At 61.8% G+C, this 14,595-nt stretch carries 14 protein-coding genes, 1 tRNA gene and 1 pseudogene; 6 read left to right on the forward strand and 10 right to left on the reverse strand.

Going from position 1 to position 14,595, the window contains the following annotated elements:
- The first annotated feature begins 143 nt into the window (after positions 1–143).
- Positions 144–413 (forward strand): hypothetical protein, encoded by a 270-nt coding sequence (locus ACIPZ8_RS06685; RefSeq protein WP_400720731.1) that lies wholly within the window; start codon positions 144–146, stop codon positions 411–413.
- Between the two features lie 142 nt (positions 414–555).
- Here ACIPZ8_RS06685 and ychF read toward each other — a convergent pair whose 3' ends face one another.
- From ychF to ACIPZ8_RS06735, 10 genes and pseudogenes are all read right to left on the reverse strand, one after another.
- Complete coding sequence (gene ychF / locus ACIPZ8_RS06690) at positions 556–1,656, reverse strand: redox-regulated ATPase YchF (protein WP_110638402.1); 1,101 nt, start codon at positions 1,654–1,656, stop codon at positions 556–558.
- A gap of 22 nt (positions 1,657–1,678) precedes the next feature.
- Positions 1,679–2,263, reverse strand: a complete 585-nt coding sequence (gene pth / locus ACIPZ8_RS06695; protein WP_400720734.1) for an aminoacyl-tRNA hydrolase — start codon at positions 2,261–2,263, stop codon at positions 1,679–1,681.
- Between the two features lie 81 nt (positions 2,264–2,344).
- Positions 2,345–2,938: a 50S ribosomal protein L25/general stress protein Ctc gene (locus tag ACIPZ8_RS06700; protein WP_085673914.1), complete on the reverse strand. Its 594-nt coding sequence runs from the start codon at positions 2,936–2,938 to the stop codon at positions 2,345–2,347.
- 120 nt (positions 2,939–3,058) lie between these two features.
- Positions 3,059–4,000 carry a ribose-phosphate pyrophosphokinase gene (locus ACIPZ8_RS06705; protein ID WP_003247410.1) on the reverse strand — a complete coding sequence of 314 codons (942 nt, stop codon included), beginning with the start codon at positions 3,998–4,000 and terminating at the stop codon, positions 3,059–3,061.
- A gap of 48 nt (positions 4,001–4,048) precedes the next feature.
- Positions 4,049–4,123: transfer RNA gene (locus tag ACIPZ8_RS06710), tRNA-Gln, on the reverse strand.
- A gap of 20 nt (positions 4,124–4,143) precedes the next feature.
- Positions 4,144–5,004 carry a 4-(cytidine 5'-diphospho)-2-C-methyl-D-erythritol kinase gene (gene ispE / locus ACIPZ8_RS06715; RefSeq protein WP_400721546.1) on the reverse strand — a complete coding sequence of 287 codons (861 nt, stop codon included), beginning with the start codon at positions 5,002–5,004 and terminating at the stop codon, positions 4,144–4,146.
- 5 nt (positions 5,005–5,009) lie between these two features.
- Positions 5,010–5,627, reverse strand: a complete 618-nt coding sequence (lolB, locus tag ACIPZ8_RS06720; RefSeq protein WP_110638405.1) for a lipoprotein insertase outer membrane protein LolB — start codon at positions 5,625–5,627, stop codon at positions 5,010–5,012.
- A gap of 4 nt (positions 5,628–5,631) precedes the next feature.
- Positions 5,632–7,344: a tetratricopeptide repeat protein gene (locus ACIPZ8_RS06725; RefSeq protein ID WP_400720739.1), complete on the reverse strand. Its 1,713-nt coding sequence runs from the start codon at positions 7,342–7,344 to the stop codon at positions 5,632–5,634.
- Positions 7,345–7,872: 528 nt separating this feature from the next.
- Complete coding sequence (locus ACIPZ8_RS06730) at positions 7,873–8,847, reverse strand: hypothetical protein (RefSeq protein ID WP_400720742.1); 975 nt, start codon at positions 8,845–8,847, stop codon at positions 7,873–7,875.
- 10 nt (positions 8,848–8,857) lie between these two features.
- Positions 8,858–9,346, reverse strand: a pseudogene (locus ACIPZ8_RS06735) (Hcp family type VI secretion system effector).
- A gap of 472 nt (positions 9,347–9,818) precedes the next feature.
- On the opposite strand from ACIPZ8_RS06735, the gene hemA reads away from it, so the two are divergent.
- From hemA to murI, 5 genes are read left to right on the forward strand one after another with little or no spacing between them, the layout of a single operon-like run.
- Positions 9,819–11,096 (forward strand): glutamyl-tRNA reductase, encoded by a 1,278-nt coding sequence (hemA, locus tag ACIPZ8_RS06740; RefSeq protein ID WP_400720745.1) that lies wholly within the window; start codon positions 9,819–9,821, stop codon positions 11,094–11,096.
- Complete coding sequence (prfA, locus tag ACIPZ8_RS06745; protein ID WP_027918306.1) at positions 11,093–12,175, forward strand: peptide chain release factor 1; 1,083 nt, start codon at positions 11,093–11,095, stop codon at positions 12,173–12,175. The genes hemA and prfA overlap by 4 nt, the downstream gene beginning before the upstream one ends.
- Positions 12,175–13,005 (forward strand): peptide chain release factor N(5)-glutamine methyltransferase, encoded by an 831-nt coding sequence (gene prmC / locus ACIPZ8_RS06750; protein ID WP_400720748.1) that lies wholly within the window; start codon positions 12,175–12,177, stop codon positions 13,003–13,005. The genes prfA and prmC overlap by 1 nt, the downstream gene beginning before the upstream one ends.
- Complete coding sequence (locus tag ACIPZ8_RS06755) at positions 12,999–13,754, forward strand: molybdopterin-synthase adenylyltransferase MoeB (protein WP_400720751.1); 756 nt, start codon at positions 12,999–13,001, stop codon at positions 13,752–13,754. The genes prmC and ACIPZ8_RS06755 overlap by 7 nt, the downstream gene beginning before the upstream one ends.
- On the forward strand, positions 13,747–14,544 hold the full coding sequence (gene murI, locus ACIPZ8_RS06760) for a glutamate racemase (protein ID WP_400720754.1): 798 nt from the start codon (positions 13,747–13,749) through the stop codon (positions 14,542–14,544). The genes ACIPZ8_RS06755 and murI overlap by 8 nt, the downstream gene beginning before the upstream one ends.
- The last annotated feature ends 51 nt before the right edge of the window (positions 14,545–14,595 follow it).

The raw sequence follows: 14,595 nt of genomic DNA on the forward strand, positions 1-14,595 counted from the left end.
AGTGTCATGGCAGCCGTTCGTGGGCAGGCTTAAGCCTGGCCGGAATTCCGATGTTCGCCGGTCTCTCACCCCGCGTTCGGCTGCCACCCTGATTCTGTGAGAGGAAGTGGGTGATAGCTCCGCATACTGAACTCGGAGAAATCATGATGAAGAAGCTTGTACCCGATCCACCCGCCAAAGTTCTTTCCCAGCCGTTCTACACCATCAACAAAGACATGCCCTCACCCGAGGCATTGCTCTATGCTATTCAGTTACTACACGGAATTGAAGACACCCTCGACGAATACATCTGCGGCAATGCCGGCGAGCCGGGTATCGGCATGCTGGTCAACAGTGTGCATAACGTGCAGATGGGAAGGGCGTTGGCTGAGTTGGTCTTGACCCGGGAGGCGGGGGAGATCACCTGGCATTGATTGCCGGTTTATTCCAGATGTGAAAACGGCGGCGCCCCCTTCGCGGGGCAAGCCCGCCCACAGGTTTAACATTGCCCTCGAGCGCAGTGCAGAACCTGTGGGAGCGGGCTTGCCCCGCGAAGGGGGCGCCGCCGATGTTGCGTTATACGTTAAAGCGGAAGTGCATCACATCGCCGTCTTTAACGATGTAGTCCTTGCCTTCCAGGCGCCATTTACCGGCTTCCTTGGCACCGCCTTCACCCTTGAACTGGATGAAGTCGTCATAGGCCACCACTTCGGCGCGGATGAAGCCTTTTTCGAAGTCGGTGTGGATCACGCCAGCGGCCTGCGGGGCGGTGGCGCCGACGCGTACGGTCCAGGCGCGGACTTCCTGCACGCCGGCAGTGAAGTAGGTCTGCAGGTTGAGCAGTTCGTAACCGGCGCGGATCACGCGGTTCAGGCCAGGCTCTTCCAGGCCCAGGGCCTCGAGGAACATGTCCTTCTCTTCGCCGTCTTCCAGCTCGGCGATTTCCGCTTCGATCTTGTTGCACACCGGCACCACGACCGCGCCTTCTTCCTCGGCGATGGCTTTGACCACGTCCAGGTGCGGGTTATCTTCGAAGCCGTCTTCGGCGACGTTGGCGATGTACATCACCGGCTTGCTGGTCAGCAGGTGGAAGCCACGGATAACGGCCTTTTCGTCGTCAGCCATGTTCTTCATCAGGCTGCGTGCAGGCTTGCCTTCGGTGAAGTGCGGAATCAGTTTTTCCAGAATCGCCTTCTGTGCCAGGGCGTCCTTGTCGCCACCCTTGGCGTTGCGCGCAACCTTCTGCAGTTGCTTTTCGCAGCTGTCGAGGTCGGCGAAGATCAGCTCAAGGTCGATGATCTCGATGTCGCGCTTGGGGTCGACGCTGTTGGAAACGTGGATCACGTTCTCGTCTTCGAAGCAGCGCACCACGTGGGCAATGGCGTCGGTCTCGCGGATGTTGGCGAGGAACTTGTTGCCCAGGCCTTCACCTTTCGACGCACCGGCCACCAGGCCGGCGATGTCGACGAATTCCATGGTGGTCGGCAGGATGCGGTTAGGCTTGACGATTTCCGCCAGCGCCGCCAGGCGCGCATCGGGCATCGGCACGATGCCGCTGTTCGGCTCGATGGTGCAGAAAGGGAAGTTCTCCGCCGCGATGCCAGACTTGGTCAGGGCGTTGAACAGGGTGGACTTGCCGACGTTGGGCAGGCCGACGATGCCGCAATTGAAACCCATGGGTATTCCCCTCTCTAGGAAATCAGGCCTTCTGGCTGTGCAGCTCGCGCATGGCCTTGGCGAAGTCGCCGGCCAGCACGTCCGGCAGCACGCCGAGGGCAAAATCGATGCTGGCGTCGAGCTTCTCCTGCTCGGCGCGCGGCGCGCGGCCCAGGACGAAGTTGGAGACCAGTTTGGCGTCGCCCGGGTGGCCAATGCCAAGCCGCAGGCGGTGGAAGTCGTTCTGGTTGCCGAGCTGCGCGATGATGTCACGCAGGCCGTTGTGCCCCCCATGGCCGCCGCCGCGCTTGAGCTTGGCAACGCCCGGAGGCAGGTCGAGTTCGTCGTGTGCCACCAGGATCGCGTCCGGCTTGATGCGGAAGAAATTGGCCAATGCCGCCACGGCCTGGCCGCTACGGTTCATGTAGGTGGTGGGGATCAACAAACGAACGTCGTTGCCCTGATGGCTGAACTTAGCCGTCAGGCCGAAATATTTCTTGTCAGCGGTCAGCGATACACGCTGGGCGCTGGCAATGCGTTCAACGAAAAGAGCCCCTGCGTTATGCCGGGTCTGTTCGTATTCGGGGCCGGGGTTACCCAGGCCAACGATCAACTGGATGGCGGTCACGTCAGGGGCTCTTCCTTGGAGTTGGTGGGTTACAGGGCGCGGGGCGCACTGTAACCCGATCAACACCGGCGCGCGAGTGGATTACTCGGCAGCGCCTTCTGCTTCTGGAGCAACGCGTGGAGCGTGAACGTTGGCAACAGCTTTGTCGTCACCGTGGGCCAGCGCTACGAATTCAACGCCTTTCGGAGCTTTCAGGTCCGACAGGTGGATGATGGCGCCGATTTCGGCCTTGGACAGGTCGACTTCGATGAACTCAGGCAGGTCTTTGGCTTCGCAGGAAACTTCGATCTCGGAAACAACGTGCGAGATTTCGCCGCCTTTCTTGACCGGGGCTTCTTCACCGACGAAGTGAACTGGAACCTTGGCGGTCAGCTTCTGGCCAGCAACGACGCGAACGAAGTCGGCGTGCATGATGAAGCCTTTGGCTGGGTGACGCTGCATGGCCTTGACCACGACGTTCTGCTTGGCGCCGTCGACGTTCAGTTCGATAACGTGGCTGAAGGCAGCTTCGTTTTCGAACAGCTTGGCGATTTCCTTGGCCACGATGGTCAGGGATTGGGCTTCTTTATCGCCACCGTATACAACGGCTGGGATGCTGGCGGAGTGACGCAGGCGGCGGCTCGCACCTTTCCCCAGGTCAGTACGCGCTTGGGCGTTCAGGATGAAATCAGTCATTTTGCTTCTCCAAAATAGCCTCCCGTAAGGCGTTTGCGACCAGCGCCAGACGGGGATGGCAAAAAAGCCCCGCCCCAACAAATGCTGGGGCGGGGCGCTTCACATCAACACGAGTCCCGCTTAGCGGAACATCGCGCTGATCGATTCTTCGTTGCTGATACGGCGGACCGCTTCAGCGACAACCGGTGCGATATCCAGCTGGCGGATACGGTCACAGGCTTGAGCGGCGGCGGACAGGGGAACGGTGTTGGTCACCACCAGCTCGTCCAGTACCGACTTCTCGATGTTCTCGATCGCGCGGCCCGACAGGACAGGGTGCGTGCAGTAGGCGTAAACCTTGGCAGCGCCGTGTTCTTTCAGGGCTTTGGCCGCGTGGCACAGGGTGCCGGCGGTGTCGACCATGTCGTCTACCAGGATGCAGGTGCGCCCTTCGACGTCGCCGATGATGTGCATGACCTCGGAGTGGTTAGCCTTTTCGCGGCGTTTGTCGATGATCCCGAGATCGACGCCCAGGGACTTGGCAACGGCGCGTGCGCGCACAACGCCACCGATGTCCGGGGAAACGATCATCAGGTTCTCGAAACGCTGGTCTTCGATGTCATCGACCAGTACGGGCGAGCCGTAGATGTTGTCGACTGGGATATCGAAGAAGCCTTGGATCTGGTCAGCGTGCAGGTCGACGGTGAGCACACGGTCGATACCCACGACAGTGAGCATGTCAGCGACGACTTTGGCGCTGATGGCTACACGTGCCGAACGCGGACGGCGGTCCTGGCGGGCATATCCGAAGTAAGGAATCACGGCGGTGATTCGGGATGCTGAGGAGCGGCGGAAGGCGTCGGCCATCACTACCAGTTCCATCAGGTTATCGTTGGTCGGGGCACAGGTCGGCTGAATAATGAAGACGTCTTTACCGCGGACATTTTCATTGATCTCAGTGCTGATCTCGCCGTCGGAGAATTTACCGACAGAGACGTCACCGAGAGGGATATGCAGCTGACGTACGACACGCCGAGCCAGATCGGGGTTAGCGTTCCCCGTAAAGACCATCATCTTGGACACGCGCAGTACCTGAAGGCTGAGGGTATACCTGGATGAGTATAAGGAAAATGGCAGGGGCGGCTGGATTCGAACCAACGCATGGCAGGATCAAAACCTGCTGCCTTACCGCTTGGCGACGCCCCTGTATCTGTTGCTGCGAACGCTTATGCGCTCGACTTCTTGACCAGACTTTGCAGCTTGCGATGCAACATCGAAACATTGCTTCCTTTCGCCACAAACCCTGTTTGGGTCACTGAAAGAAGGGCCAGAACTTTATCAGCTTCGGCTTTGCTTGGGAATGCCCCAAACACGCAACTTCCAGTACCGGTTAATCGAGCCTCTGTGAATTTACCCAGTGAATTCAATGCGTTTCGAACTTCTGGGTAATTCTGCTCTACCACCGGTTGGCAGTCATTTCGACTGTTTCCCTTGGGAACGGGGCGCATCTTAAGGGGGAGGGAATCACGTGTCAACTGTGGATGTGAAAAAATTTCTACTGTGCTGACAGACACTTGCGGCACCAGCACGACATACCACGGCTCTTCGGGGTCGACCGGGGTCAGTTGCTCGCCGACGCCCTGGGCAAATGCGGCATGGCCACGGACGAACACCGGCACGTCGGCGCCCAGGCTCAGGCCCAGTGCGGCCAGGCGATCTTCGTCCCAGTCCAGCTGCCACAGGTGTGCCAGCGCTAGCAGCGTGGTTGCCGCATCCGAGCTGCCGCCGCCGATGCCACCGCCCATGGGCAGCACCTTGGTCAGCCAGATGTCGACGCCCAGCCGGGTGCCGGACTGTTCCTGCAATTTGCGCGCGGCGCGCACGATCAGGTTGCTGTCGTGGGGCACTGCTTCGATTTCGCTGTGCAGGCGGATCACGCCGTCTTCGCGCAGGGCGAAGCTCAGCTCGTCGCCATGGTCGAGGAACTGGAACACGGTTTCCAGCTCGTGGTAGCCATCGGGGCGGCGGCCAATGATGTGCAGCCACAGGTTGAGCTTGGCCGGGGCGGGCAGGGTGAGCGTGCGCATGAACATCAGTGCCCCAGCTGGCGTGGTTGCCAGTCCTTGACCACCAGGGTCACGTCGAGGTCCTTGCCGTGCAGCTTCATGCGCTCCGGCAGCCAGTAGCCGTTCTGCTCGGTGTAGCTCAGGTACTGCACCTGCCAGCCATCCTGGTCGAGGCTGGCCAGGCGGCTGTCGCCGTCCAGGGTCAGCTTGCTCTTGCTGTCGGGAGCGGGCAGTCCGCGCACCCACCAGACCAGGTGCGAGACTGGCAGCTGCCAGCCAAGCTGCTCTTCCAGCAAGGCTTCAGGGCTGGCGGCTTCGTAGCGGCCCTGGTTGGCCACTTCCAGCACCACCCCGCCGGGGCGGCCGGTCAGGCGAGCAGCGCCGCGGCCGAGCGGGCCGGCCAGGCGGATGTCGTAGTAATCCTGGCGTTGTAGCCAGAACAGCGTGCCACTGCCGGAGTCGCGCGGTGCGCGGATGCCGACTTTGCCGTTGATCTGCCAGCCATCGAGGCTGCTCAACTGCTCTTTATGGGCACGCCACTGCTGCGGGTCGCCGTGGCCCTGCAGGGCCTCGCGGCTACCGAAGCCGGCACAGCCGGCCAGCAGGGCGATCAGGGTGAAGGTGATGCAATGGCGCAGAAACATGGCGTTAAAGGGTCTCGGATCCGGTCAGGCGCAGAATGGTCTTGCGCAGGATGGGGCTGTCGGCCTGGGCTTCGAAGCCCTTGGCCCAGACCAGGCGGGCTTCGCGGCGCTTGCCGTTGGCCCACAGGACTTCGCCCAGGTGAGCGGCCACTTCGTGGTCGGGGAAGCGGGAAAAGGCCTGGCGCAGGTAGGTTTCAGCCGCGTCGAGGTTACCCAGGCGGTAGTTGATCCAGCCCATGCTGTCGAGCACGGCAGGGTCGTCCGGGGTCAGCTGGTGGGCCTTGTCGATCAGTGCCTTGGCTTCTGCGTAGCGGGTAGTGCGGTCGGCCAGGGTGTAGCCGAGGGCGTTTAGCGCCATGGCGTTTTCCGGCTCGCGGGCGATGATGGCGCGCAGGTCCTTTTCCATCAGCGGCAGGTCATCGCGCTTTTCGGCCAGCATGGCACGGGTATAAAGCAGGTTGAGGTCGTCCGGGTAGTGCTTGAGGGCTTGCTGCAGCACCTGGTCGGCCTGGGCGTCCTTGTTGTTGTTGCTGTAGCTTTCCGATTCGATCAGGTACAGCTGCACGGCGTAGTCAGGCTGCGCCTCGCGGGCCTCGGCGAGCAGGCGCGAAGCCTCGGCGCCGCGGCCGTTGGCGATGAGGATGTCGGCCTGGCGCAGTTGCGCCGGCAGGTAGTCCGGGCCGTTGCCGACCAGGGCGTACTCGCGCAGGGCACCGGCCGGGTCATGGCGCTCTTCGGCGATGCGGCCCAGATTGAGGTGGGCGGCGTCGACGTTGCTGTCGCGCTCGATCAGCTCGCGCAGGTAGACCTCGGCTTCGTCCCAGTCCTTCATCTCCAGGCACACCAGGGCCAGGGAGTAACGCGATTCGTCGTCATCCGGGTACTGCTGGACCAGGCTGAGGAATTCGGCCTTGGCGTCGGCCATGCGGTCCTGTTCGACCAGGGTGCGCGCGTAGGTCAGGCGCAGGCGCTTGTCTTCCGGGTTGTCACGGATAGCACCACGCAGCAGTGGCAGCGCTTCAGGGCCACGGTCCAGGCTCTGCAGCAGGCGGGCGCGCAGCAGGATCGGGGCGATTTCGCCATTCTGCGTCGGGTGCGCTTCGAGCAAGTCGAGGGCTTCCTGAGCCTTGCCGTCCTGATTCAGCAGCAGCGCCTTGCCGAACACCAGCTGGCTGTTGTCCGGGTACTTGACCAGCAGGCGGTCGAAGCTCTGCATCAGGCCGTCGCGTGTGCTCTGGTCGGTTTCGGCGGCGGACAGGGCGAGGAAGTCGAAGTGGGTGTCACCCTGGCCTTGCAGCACCTTTTCCATATACGTCATGGAGTCGTCGTAGCGACCGGCCCGGGCCAGCTGGATGGCGGCGGCGCGTTGGGCGTCGAGGTTATCCGGGTCGTTCTTGGCCCAGATCAGTGCGCTGTCCAGCGCTGGTTCGTCTGCGCCAAGGTACTCGGCAATTCGGTAGGCGCGCTCGGAGACGCCCGGGTCCTGGGTTTTTTCGGCCTGCTCGGCGTAGTTGGCCAGGGCGATGTCGAAGCGGTTGCGCTGCCCGGCCAGCTCGGCCACCAGCAGGCTATAAAGGGTGTCTTGCGTGAACGACCCATACACCACGGGCTTCTTCGCCTCGGCCTCGGCGGCGGGAGGCTCGGCCTTTTGCGGGGCCAGGCTCTGGCAGCCCTGGAGCAGGGCGAAGGCAAGCAGCAATGCGTAGGGTCTGTTCATAGAGAGGCTTAAAAAGACTAACCGGCGGTCGGAGCATGATGACACAAGCGCGGGGGCAAACCCACCTGCGAAGGTCGTGGTTTACAGCATGGTGGTGCTAGGTCGGACAGCGGGGTAGGTGAGAGGTTCGGTCATGTAGATCGCCCCGTTGATTCGGTTATTGAGCTGGAAACAGGAAGTGGGAAAGCACGAGCGCTGATAGCAGCGTCAGATGCGAGACCAGCAGACAAAGAAGAATGCATCGATGCTTTGCGGGGAAAGCCTTGACCTCCTCCGCGTTAGCGAGCCCTCGCCATATGAACAGTTTGGGGGTTGCCAATACTACCGATATGGATCCAGTGCGTATTAGCTTTCCTGGCAAGCCGGCGTGCTTGTAGACGTTTCTGTTGTCTATGATGTATTTGCAATTTGGTAGAAGCGACTCAAAAAACTCGGTGTGCTTATGAGCAACGTAGCACTGTGCTAAGAGTGTGATTGCCATGGGGATAATTATTAAAGCTCCTACTATCCCCGGATCCATGGTGGAGTTCACTTCAGGCTTTCTCGATATAGAAAGTCGCCGAAGGATTTGCCCTTTTCTCCAGCGTAATCACCTGCATATTTTCCTCCTATGGCACCTCCCACAACCGCACAAGCAAGTGCAGCTGTCCCGCCACTGGCAATGCCCAGAGCTGCGCACACCGCGGGGCCAATATATGCACCAGCATAACCTCCAGCGCTAGCGCCTACTAAACCACCGACCAAAGATGAAGTCTCGACGAACTGCGCTCTGCTGCATTCGTCCTCTCTCCCCAAGGTACAGGCCTTGTGAATCTCGAGTCCCGTAGCTCCCACTCCGAGCGCTACGCCGATATAGCTGCCATTCTTGATCAGGCGCGCAGCTTTGCCCACCCCGGCAACCTTATCCGCATACCCCGCAATTTCACCTGAATTCAAATAGCTTTTCGTGGAGATACCAAGCGTTCTCTTGATTGACCCTTTGTTTCGCAAGCTGGCACCAAATGCTGCCATTTTACTCAGCTGCTCATCCAGTCTGGCGAACAGTGCAGCGCGCTTGGCATAAAACTGATCCCGAGCCTTGAACGTCCCTGAGCTCATGTGCTCCTGATACAGTTTTTCAATTTCCAGCAACGTGTCCTGAATAGCCTTCAGGTGCCTGCTCCAGCCATCACTGACCACGCCCGCGCCCGTGCCGGCATGGGTGAGTAGACTTTTGAGCAATTCGAAATTATCCAGAAAAAACTCATCGGCACCTTGCCCGCTGCGCATCAGCCCCATATGCGTCTTGGCAGCCTTTGCCATCAGATACGCCTCCTGGCTTGTACACGAAGGCGTGGACCAATCACCGACAATGACCAGCTCACCGCTCCTGACCACACTGTTGTAGATGTGCGCATTCAGAACATCGAACTTGCTGGCCGAATGCCCGCTGAGTGCAAGGCCGGCCTTGAGTGTGTGGTAGTTCTGCATTTTGGGGTTGATGAACGCGCGGGCTTCGGTCATGGCGTTTTCCTCACGCGTATTTCTTGTTGCCGATACGATCCCACCCGCCAGCGATGTTGCCACCGCCGGACCCATCGGTGCGTTTTTGTTGGGTATAGGTGGTCTTGATTCGGCCGTAATCGAGTTGCACCACTTCGATTGGCACCCCGTCGGCAGCGCTCTGGGTGTAATCGGCAATGATCACTTCTTCGAGAATGACCTCGTAGTACTTGAGCTTGTCGCCGCCCGCACGGCACAAAGCGAGTTTCACTTCTTTCAGATGTAGCCCTGCACAACTGGCTTACATCAGTTTGCAACTGGCGCTGTCGAGAAACTTGGTGAACCTGAAGTTGCTGACGGCGGTGCGGCCTGAGGTCGCGCCTCCGGCGGAGCTGGCAGTGGCTGAGGTGCTTTGGCTTACGCCAAAGTCGTAGCCGGTAACTTCAATCCATTTGTTGTATTTTTCATCCAGGGCTTCGCCTGCGATTTCGTCGATTTGTATATATGCGTCAAAAGCCATACTTACCTCTCCTTGGCAATCATTTACAGGGGATGTGCTGGCGGGAAACTTGGCCCGGTCAGTGATTGGCAAGGCTAGGCACCGATATCGAGGAAGGCAATAGAGGGATATCTATTTGGGAAATGGACTACAAGAATTTGGATAACTTCGGACTGGATGTGTCGAGAAGTTTCATTGACAGGTGTTATTTGTAGGAAATATTACTCATTGGCTGTGCAACCCAAGGGGGCGAGCAGTCTGGTGAGGGAGGGCTATCGTCAGAAATTGGCTAAGCCTGTTCTGGCCTCTTCGCGGGGCAAGTCGGATCGCCGCACCGCCGCTCCTGCAGGTTTCGCGCGTGCCTTCGGCCTTGGGCAAGGGCTCCCGGGAGGCCTGGTCGGCCCGGGCTATCACGACAATAGCGAACGGTGGTTGTTCTAAAACCTGCGAAAGAGGACAATTATCGGCTTCTCGTCACAACCAGCGACCTTGCATGGCCTTTCTTGCACTTGGTATCAACCATAAGACTGCCTCGGTAGACGTACGCGAGCGCGTGGCGTTTACCCCAGAGCAGCTGGTAGACGCCCTGCAGCAGCTCTGCCGACTGACCGCCAGCCGTGAGGCGGCGATCCTGTCGACCTGCAACCGTAGCGAGCTTTATATAGAGCAGGACCACCTGTCCGCCGATGCCGTTCTGCAATGGCTGGCTGCCTATCACCGGCTGAGCCTGGATGAGCTGCGCGCCAGCGCCTACGTCCATGAGGAACACGATGCGGTGAAGCACATGATGCGGGTGGCCTCCGGGCTCGATTCGCTGGTGCTTGGCGAGCCGCAGATCCTCGGCCAGATGAAGTCCGCCTATGCGGTGGCGCGTGAGGCCGGCACCATCGGCCCACTGCTCGGGCGCCTGTTCCAGGCCACCTTCAGCGCCGCCAAGCAGGTGCGCACCGACACCGCCATCGGCGAAAACCCGGTCTCCGTGGCATTCGCCGCGGTCAGCCTGGCCAAGCAGATCTTCAGCGACCTGGGCCGCAGCCAGGCCCTGCTGATCGGCGCCGGCGAAACCATCACCCTGGTCGCCCGCCACCTGCATGAACAGGGTGTGCGCCGCATCGTCGTGGCCAACCGCACCCTGGAGCGGGCGAGCATTCTTGCCGAACAGTTCGGTGCCCATGCCGTGCTGCTGGCCGACATCCCGCAGGAGTTGGCCAACAGCGACATCGTCATCAGTTCCACCGCCAGCCAGTTGCCGATCCTCGGCAAGGGCGCGGTGGAAAGTGCGCTGAAGCAACGCCGGCACAAGCCGATCTTCATGGTCGATATCGCCGTGCCGCGTGACATCGAGCCGCAGGTGGGCGAACTCGACGACGTCTACCTGTACACCGTCGATGACCTGCACGACGTGGTCGCGGAAAACCTCAAGAGCCGCCAGGGCGCAGCCCAGGCCGCTGAAGAACTGGTCTCGGTGGGCGCCGAAGATTTCATGCTGCGCTTGCGCGAACTGGCCGCGGTCGATGTGCTGCGCGCCTACCGCCAACAGAGCGAGCGCCTGCGCGACGAAGAACTGCAAAAGGCCCAGCGCCTGCTGGCCAATGGCGGCAACCCCGAGGATGTACTGGCGCAACTGGCCCGGGGCCTGACCAACAAACTCCTGCATGCCCCTAGCGTGCAGTTGAAAAAGCTCTCGGCCGAGGGCCGCCTCGATGCGCTGGCCATGGCCCAGGAACTCTTTGCCCTCAACGAGGGCTCGACGGACAAATCCCCGCAATGAAAGCGTCGCTGCTGAACAAACTGGAGATTCTCCAGGACCGCTTCGAGGAACTCACCGCGCTGCTTGGTGACGCCGAAGTCATATCCGACCAGACCCGCTTCCGCGCCTATTCCCGCGAATATGCCGAAGTCGAGCCGGTTTACGCTGCCTATAAAGAGTGGCGCAAGGTGCAGGACGACCTCGAAGGCGCCCAGGCGCTGCTCAAGGACGCTGACCCCGACCTGCGCGAGATGGCCGTCGAAGAAGTACGCGAAGCCAAGGAACAGCTGGTGGAGCTGGAGTCCAACCTGCAGCGCATGCTGCTGCCCAAGGACCCCAACGATGGCCGCAACGTGTTCCTCGAGATCCGCGCCGGCACTGGCGGTGATGAGGCGGCGATCTTCTCCGGCGACCTGTTCCGCATGTACTCGCGCTATGCCGAGAAGCGCGGCTGGCGCCTGGAGATCCTGTCCGAGAACGAAGGCGAGCACGGCGGCTACAAAGAGATCATTGCCCGTGTCGAAGGCGACAACGTGTACGGCAAGCTCAAGTTCGAATCCGGTGCGCACCGTGTTCAGCGGGTACCGGAAACCGAATCCCAGGGCCGTATCCACACCTCGGCCTGTACCGTGGCCGTGCTGCCCGAGCCCGACGAGCAAGCAGCCATCGAGATCAACCCGGCCGACCTGCGCGTCGACACCTACCGCGCCTCGGGCGCCGGTGGCCAGCACGTGAACAAGACCGACTCGGCAATCCGCATCACCCACCTGCCGACCGGCATCGTGGTCGAGTGCCAGGAAGAGCGGTCGCAGCACAAGAATCGCGCCCGCGCCATGTCCTGGCTGTCGGCCAAGCTCAACGACATGCAGACCAGTGCGGCGCAGAACGCCATTGCCAGCGAGCGCAAGCTGCTGGTCGGCTCCGGTGACCGCTCCGAACGCATCCGTACCTACAATTATCCACAGGGGCGGGTGACCGATCACCGCATCAACCTGACCCTGTACTCCCTCGACGACATCCTTGCCGGTGGCGTGGAGGCCGTGATCGAACCGTTGCTGGCCGAATACCAGGCCGACCAACTGGCTGCCCTGGGGGACTGATGACCATCATTGCCAGCCTCCTGCGCAACGCGCAGCTGCCGGACTCGCCCAGCGAGCGCCTGGACGCCGAACTGCTGCTGGCTGCCGCCATCGGCAAGTCGCGCAGCTTCCTGCACACCTGGCCCGAGCGCATCGTCAGCAGCGAAGATGCCGAGACCTACGCCAGCTACCTGCAGCGCCGCCGTGCCGGTGAACCGGTGGCCTACATCCTGGGGCAGCAGGGCTTCTGGAAGCTCGACCTGGAAGTGGCGCCACATACGCTGATCCCGCGCCCGGATACCGAGCTGTTGGTCGAAACGGCCCTGGAGCTGCAGCCCGCATCGCCAGCCAAGGTCCTCGACCTGGGCACCGGCACCGGCGCCATTGCCCTGGCCCTGGCCAGCGATTGCCCGGCCTGGCAGGTAACGGCCGTGGACCGCGTCGAAGAAGCCGTGGCGCTGGCCGAGCGCAATCGCCTGCGCCTGGGCCTGGGCAACGTCCAGGTGCTTGCCAGCCACTGGTTCGGCAGCCTGGCCGGGCAGCGTTTCGACCTCATTCTCAGCAACCCGCCGTACATCCGCGCCGAAGACCCGCACCTGGTCGAAGGCGACGTGCGTTTCGAGCCCAGCAGTGCGCTGGTGGCCGGTACTGATGGCCTTGATGACCTGCGGGTGATCGTCGCCCAGGCGCCTGAGCATCTGTTGCCAGGTGGCTGGCTGCTGCTCGAGCACGGTTACGACCAGGCTGCGGACGTGCGTGCCTTGCTGAGCGCACAGGGCTTCACCGAGGTGGCCAGCCGCAAGGACCTGGGTGGCCATGAGCGTATTTCACTGGGACGCCTGCCATGCTGAGCGATCAGGAACTGTTGCGTTACAGCCGGCAGATCCTGCTGGCGCAGGTGGACATCGACGGCCAGCTGCGGCTCAAGCACAGCAAGGTGCTGATCGTCGGCCTTGGCGGCCTCGGCTCACCGGTGGCGCTATACCTGGCGGCCGCGGGCGTGGGGGAGCTGCACCTGGCCGACTTCGATACCGTCGACCTGACCAATCTGCAACGCCAGGTCATCCATGACAGCGACAGCGTCGGCATGAGCAAGGTGGATTCGGCGCTGCTGCGGCTGCAGGCGATCAACCCCGAGATCGCGCTGGTCGCCCACCGCCAGGCACTGGACGAAGACTCCCTGGCCGCCGCGGTGGCTGCGGTCGACCTGGTGCTGGACTGCTCCGACAACTTTGGTACGCGCGAGGCGGTCAATGCGGCCTGCTTCGCAGCCGGCAAACCGCTGGTGAGCGGCGCGGCGATCCGCCTGGAAGGCCAGTTGTCGGTGTTCGACCCGCGCCGTGACTACAGCCCTTGCTACCACTGCCTGTACGGCCACGGCAGCGAAGACGAGCTGACCTGCAGCGAAGCCGGCGTGATCGGCCCGCTGGTGGGGCTGGTCGGTAGCCTGCAGGCGCTGGAGGCGATGAAGCTGCTGGCCGGCTTCGGCGAACCACTGATAGGCCGCCTGCTGTTGATCGATGCCCTCGGCACGCGCCTGCGTGAGCTGCGGGTCAAGCGTGACCCGGCGTGTGCCGTGTGCGGCAAGCGTGATGGCTGAGCGCTCGGCGCCGATCGGCGTGATGGACTCGGGGGTCGGCGGTTTGTCGGTACTCGCCGAGATCCAGCGCCTGCTGCCAGACGAGTCACTCCTGTATGTGGCCGATTGCGGCCATGTGCCTTATGGCGAGAAGTCCCCGGACTACATCCGCCAGCGCTGCCGGCGCATCGCCGAGTTCTTCCAGGCACAAGGTGCCAAGGCGATGGTCCTGGCCTGCAACACCGCGACCGTGGCAGCGGTCGCCGACCTGCGCGAGTTGTACCCCGACTGGCCGCTGGTCGGCATGGAGCCGGCGGTCAAGCCGGCCGCTGCCGCCACCCGTTCGGGCGTGGTCGGTGTGCTGGCCACCACGGGCACCTTGCAGAGTGCCAAGTTTGCGGCCTTGCTCGACCGTTTCGCCAATGACGTGCAAGTGGTCACCCAGCCCTGCCCGGGGCTGGTGGAGCTGATCGAAACCGGTGACCTCGACAGCCCGCAGTTGCGCCAGTTGCTGCAGGGTTATGTACAGCCGCTGCTGGCCGCTGGCTGCGATACGTTGATCCTCGGCTGCACCCATTACCCGTTTCTGCGTCCACTGCTGGCGCAGATGGTGCCTGCCGATGTGGCCATCATCGATACCGGTGCCGCCGTCGCGCGCCAGCTGCAACGCCTGCTGGCCGCGCGGGACCTGCTGGCCGAGGGGCCTGCCCGCGACGCGGCATTCTGGAGCAGCGCCGAACCGCAGTCGCTGCGAAAAATCCTGCCAGTGCTGTGGCATAAGTCGGACAGTGTGCAAAGCTTTCAGTTGTAAAAAAAGCGTGAATTACAGCTGAACTATCCTTGCATTGCCGATTTCTACCGA

This window comes from Pseudomonas sp. NPDC089422, assembly GCF_044749405.1.
In the GTDB taxonomy this organism is placed as follows: domain Bacteria; phylum Pseudomonadota; class Gammaproteobacteria; order Pseudomonadales; family Pseudomonadaceae; genus Aquipseudomonas.

What these genes read in the sequence shown, in the direction of transcription:
- ACIPZ8_RS06685 (WP_400720731.1), top strand. Translation starts at nt 144, where the DNA reads ATGATGAAGAAGCTTGTACCCGATCCACCCGCCAAAGTTCTTTCCCAG.
- ychF (WP_110638402.1), bottom strand. Translation starts at nt 1,656, where the DNA reads ATGGGTTTCAATTGCGGCATCGTCGGCCTGCCCAACGTCGGCAAGTCC.
- ACIPZ8_RS06700 (WP_085673914.1), bottom strand. Translation starts at nt 2,938, where the DNA reads ATGACTGATTTCATCCTGAACGCCCAAGCGCGTACTGACCTGGGGAAA.
- ispE (WP_400721546.1), bottom strand. Translation starts at nt 5,004, where the DNA reads ATGCGCACGCTCACCCTGCCCGCCCCGGCCAAGCTCAACCTGTGGCTG.
- lolB (WP_110638405.1), bottom strand. Translation starts at nt 5,627, where the DNA reads ATGTTTCTGCGCCATTGCATCACCTTCACCCTGATCGCCCTGCTGGCC.
- ACIPZ8_RS06725 (WP_400720739.1), bottom strand. Translation starts at nt 7,344, where the DNA reads ATGAACAGACCCTACGCATTGCTGCTTGCCTTCGCCCTGCTCCAGGGC.
- ACIPZ8_RS06730 (WP_400720742.1), bottom strand. Translation starts at nt 8,847, where the DNA reads ATGACCGAAGCCCGCGCGTTCATCAACCCCAAAATGCAGAACTACCAC.
- hemA (WP_400720745.1), top strand. Translation starts at nt 9,819, where the DNA reads ATGGCCTTTCTTGCACTTGGTATCAACCATAAGACTGCCTCGGTAGAC.
- prfA (WP_027918306.1), top strand. Translation starts at nt 11,093, where the DNA reads ATGAAAGCGTCGCTGCTGAACAAACTGGAGATTCTCCAGGACCGCTTC.
- prmC (WP_400720748.1), top strand. Translation starts at nt 12,175, where the DNA reads ATGACCATCATTGCCAGCCTCCTGCGCAACGCGCAGCTGCCGGACTCG.
- ACIPZ8_RS06755 (WP_400720751.1), top strand. Translation starts at nt 12,999, where the DNA reads ATGCTGAGCGATCAGGAACTGTTGCGTTACAGCCGGCAGATCCTGCTG.
- murI (WP_400720754.1), top strand. Translation starts at nt 13,747, where the DNA reads ATGGCTGAGCGCTCGGCGCCGATCGGCGTGATGGACTCGGGGGTCGGC.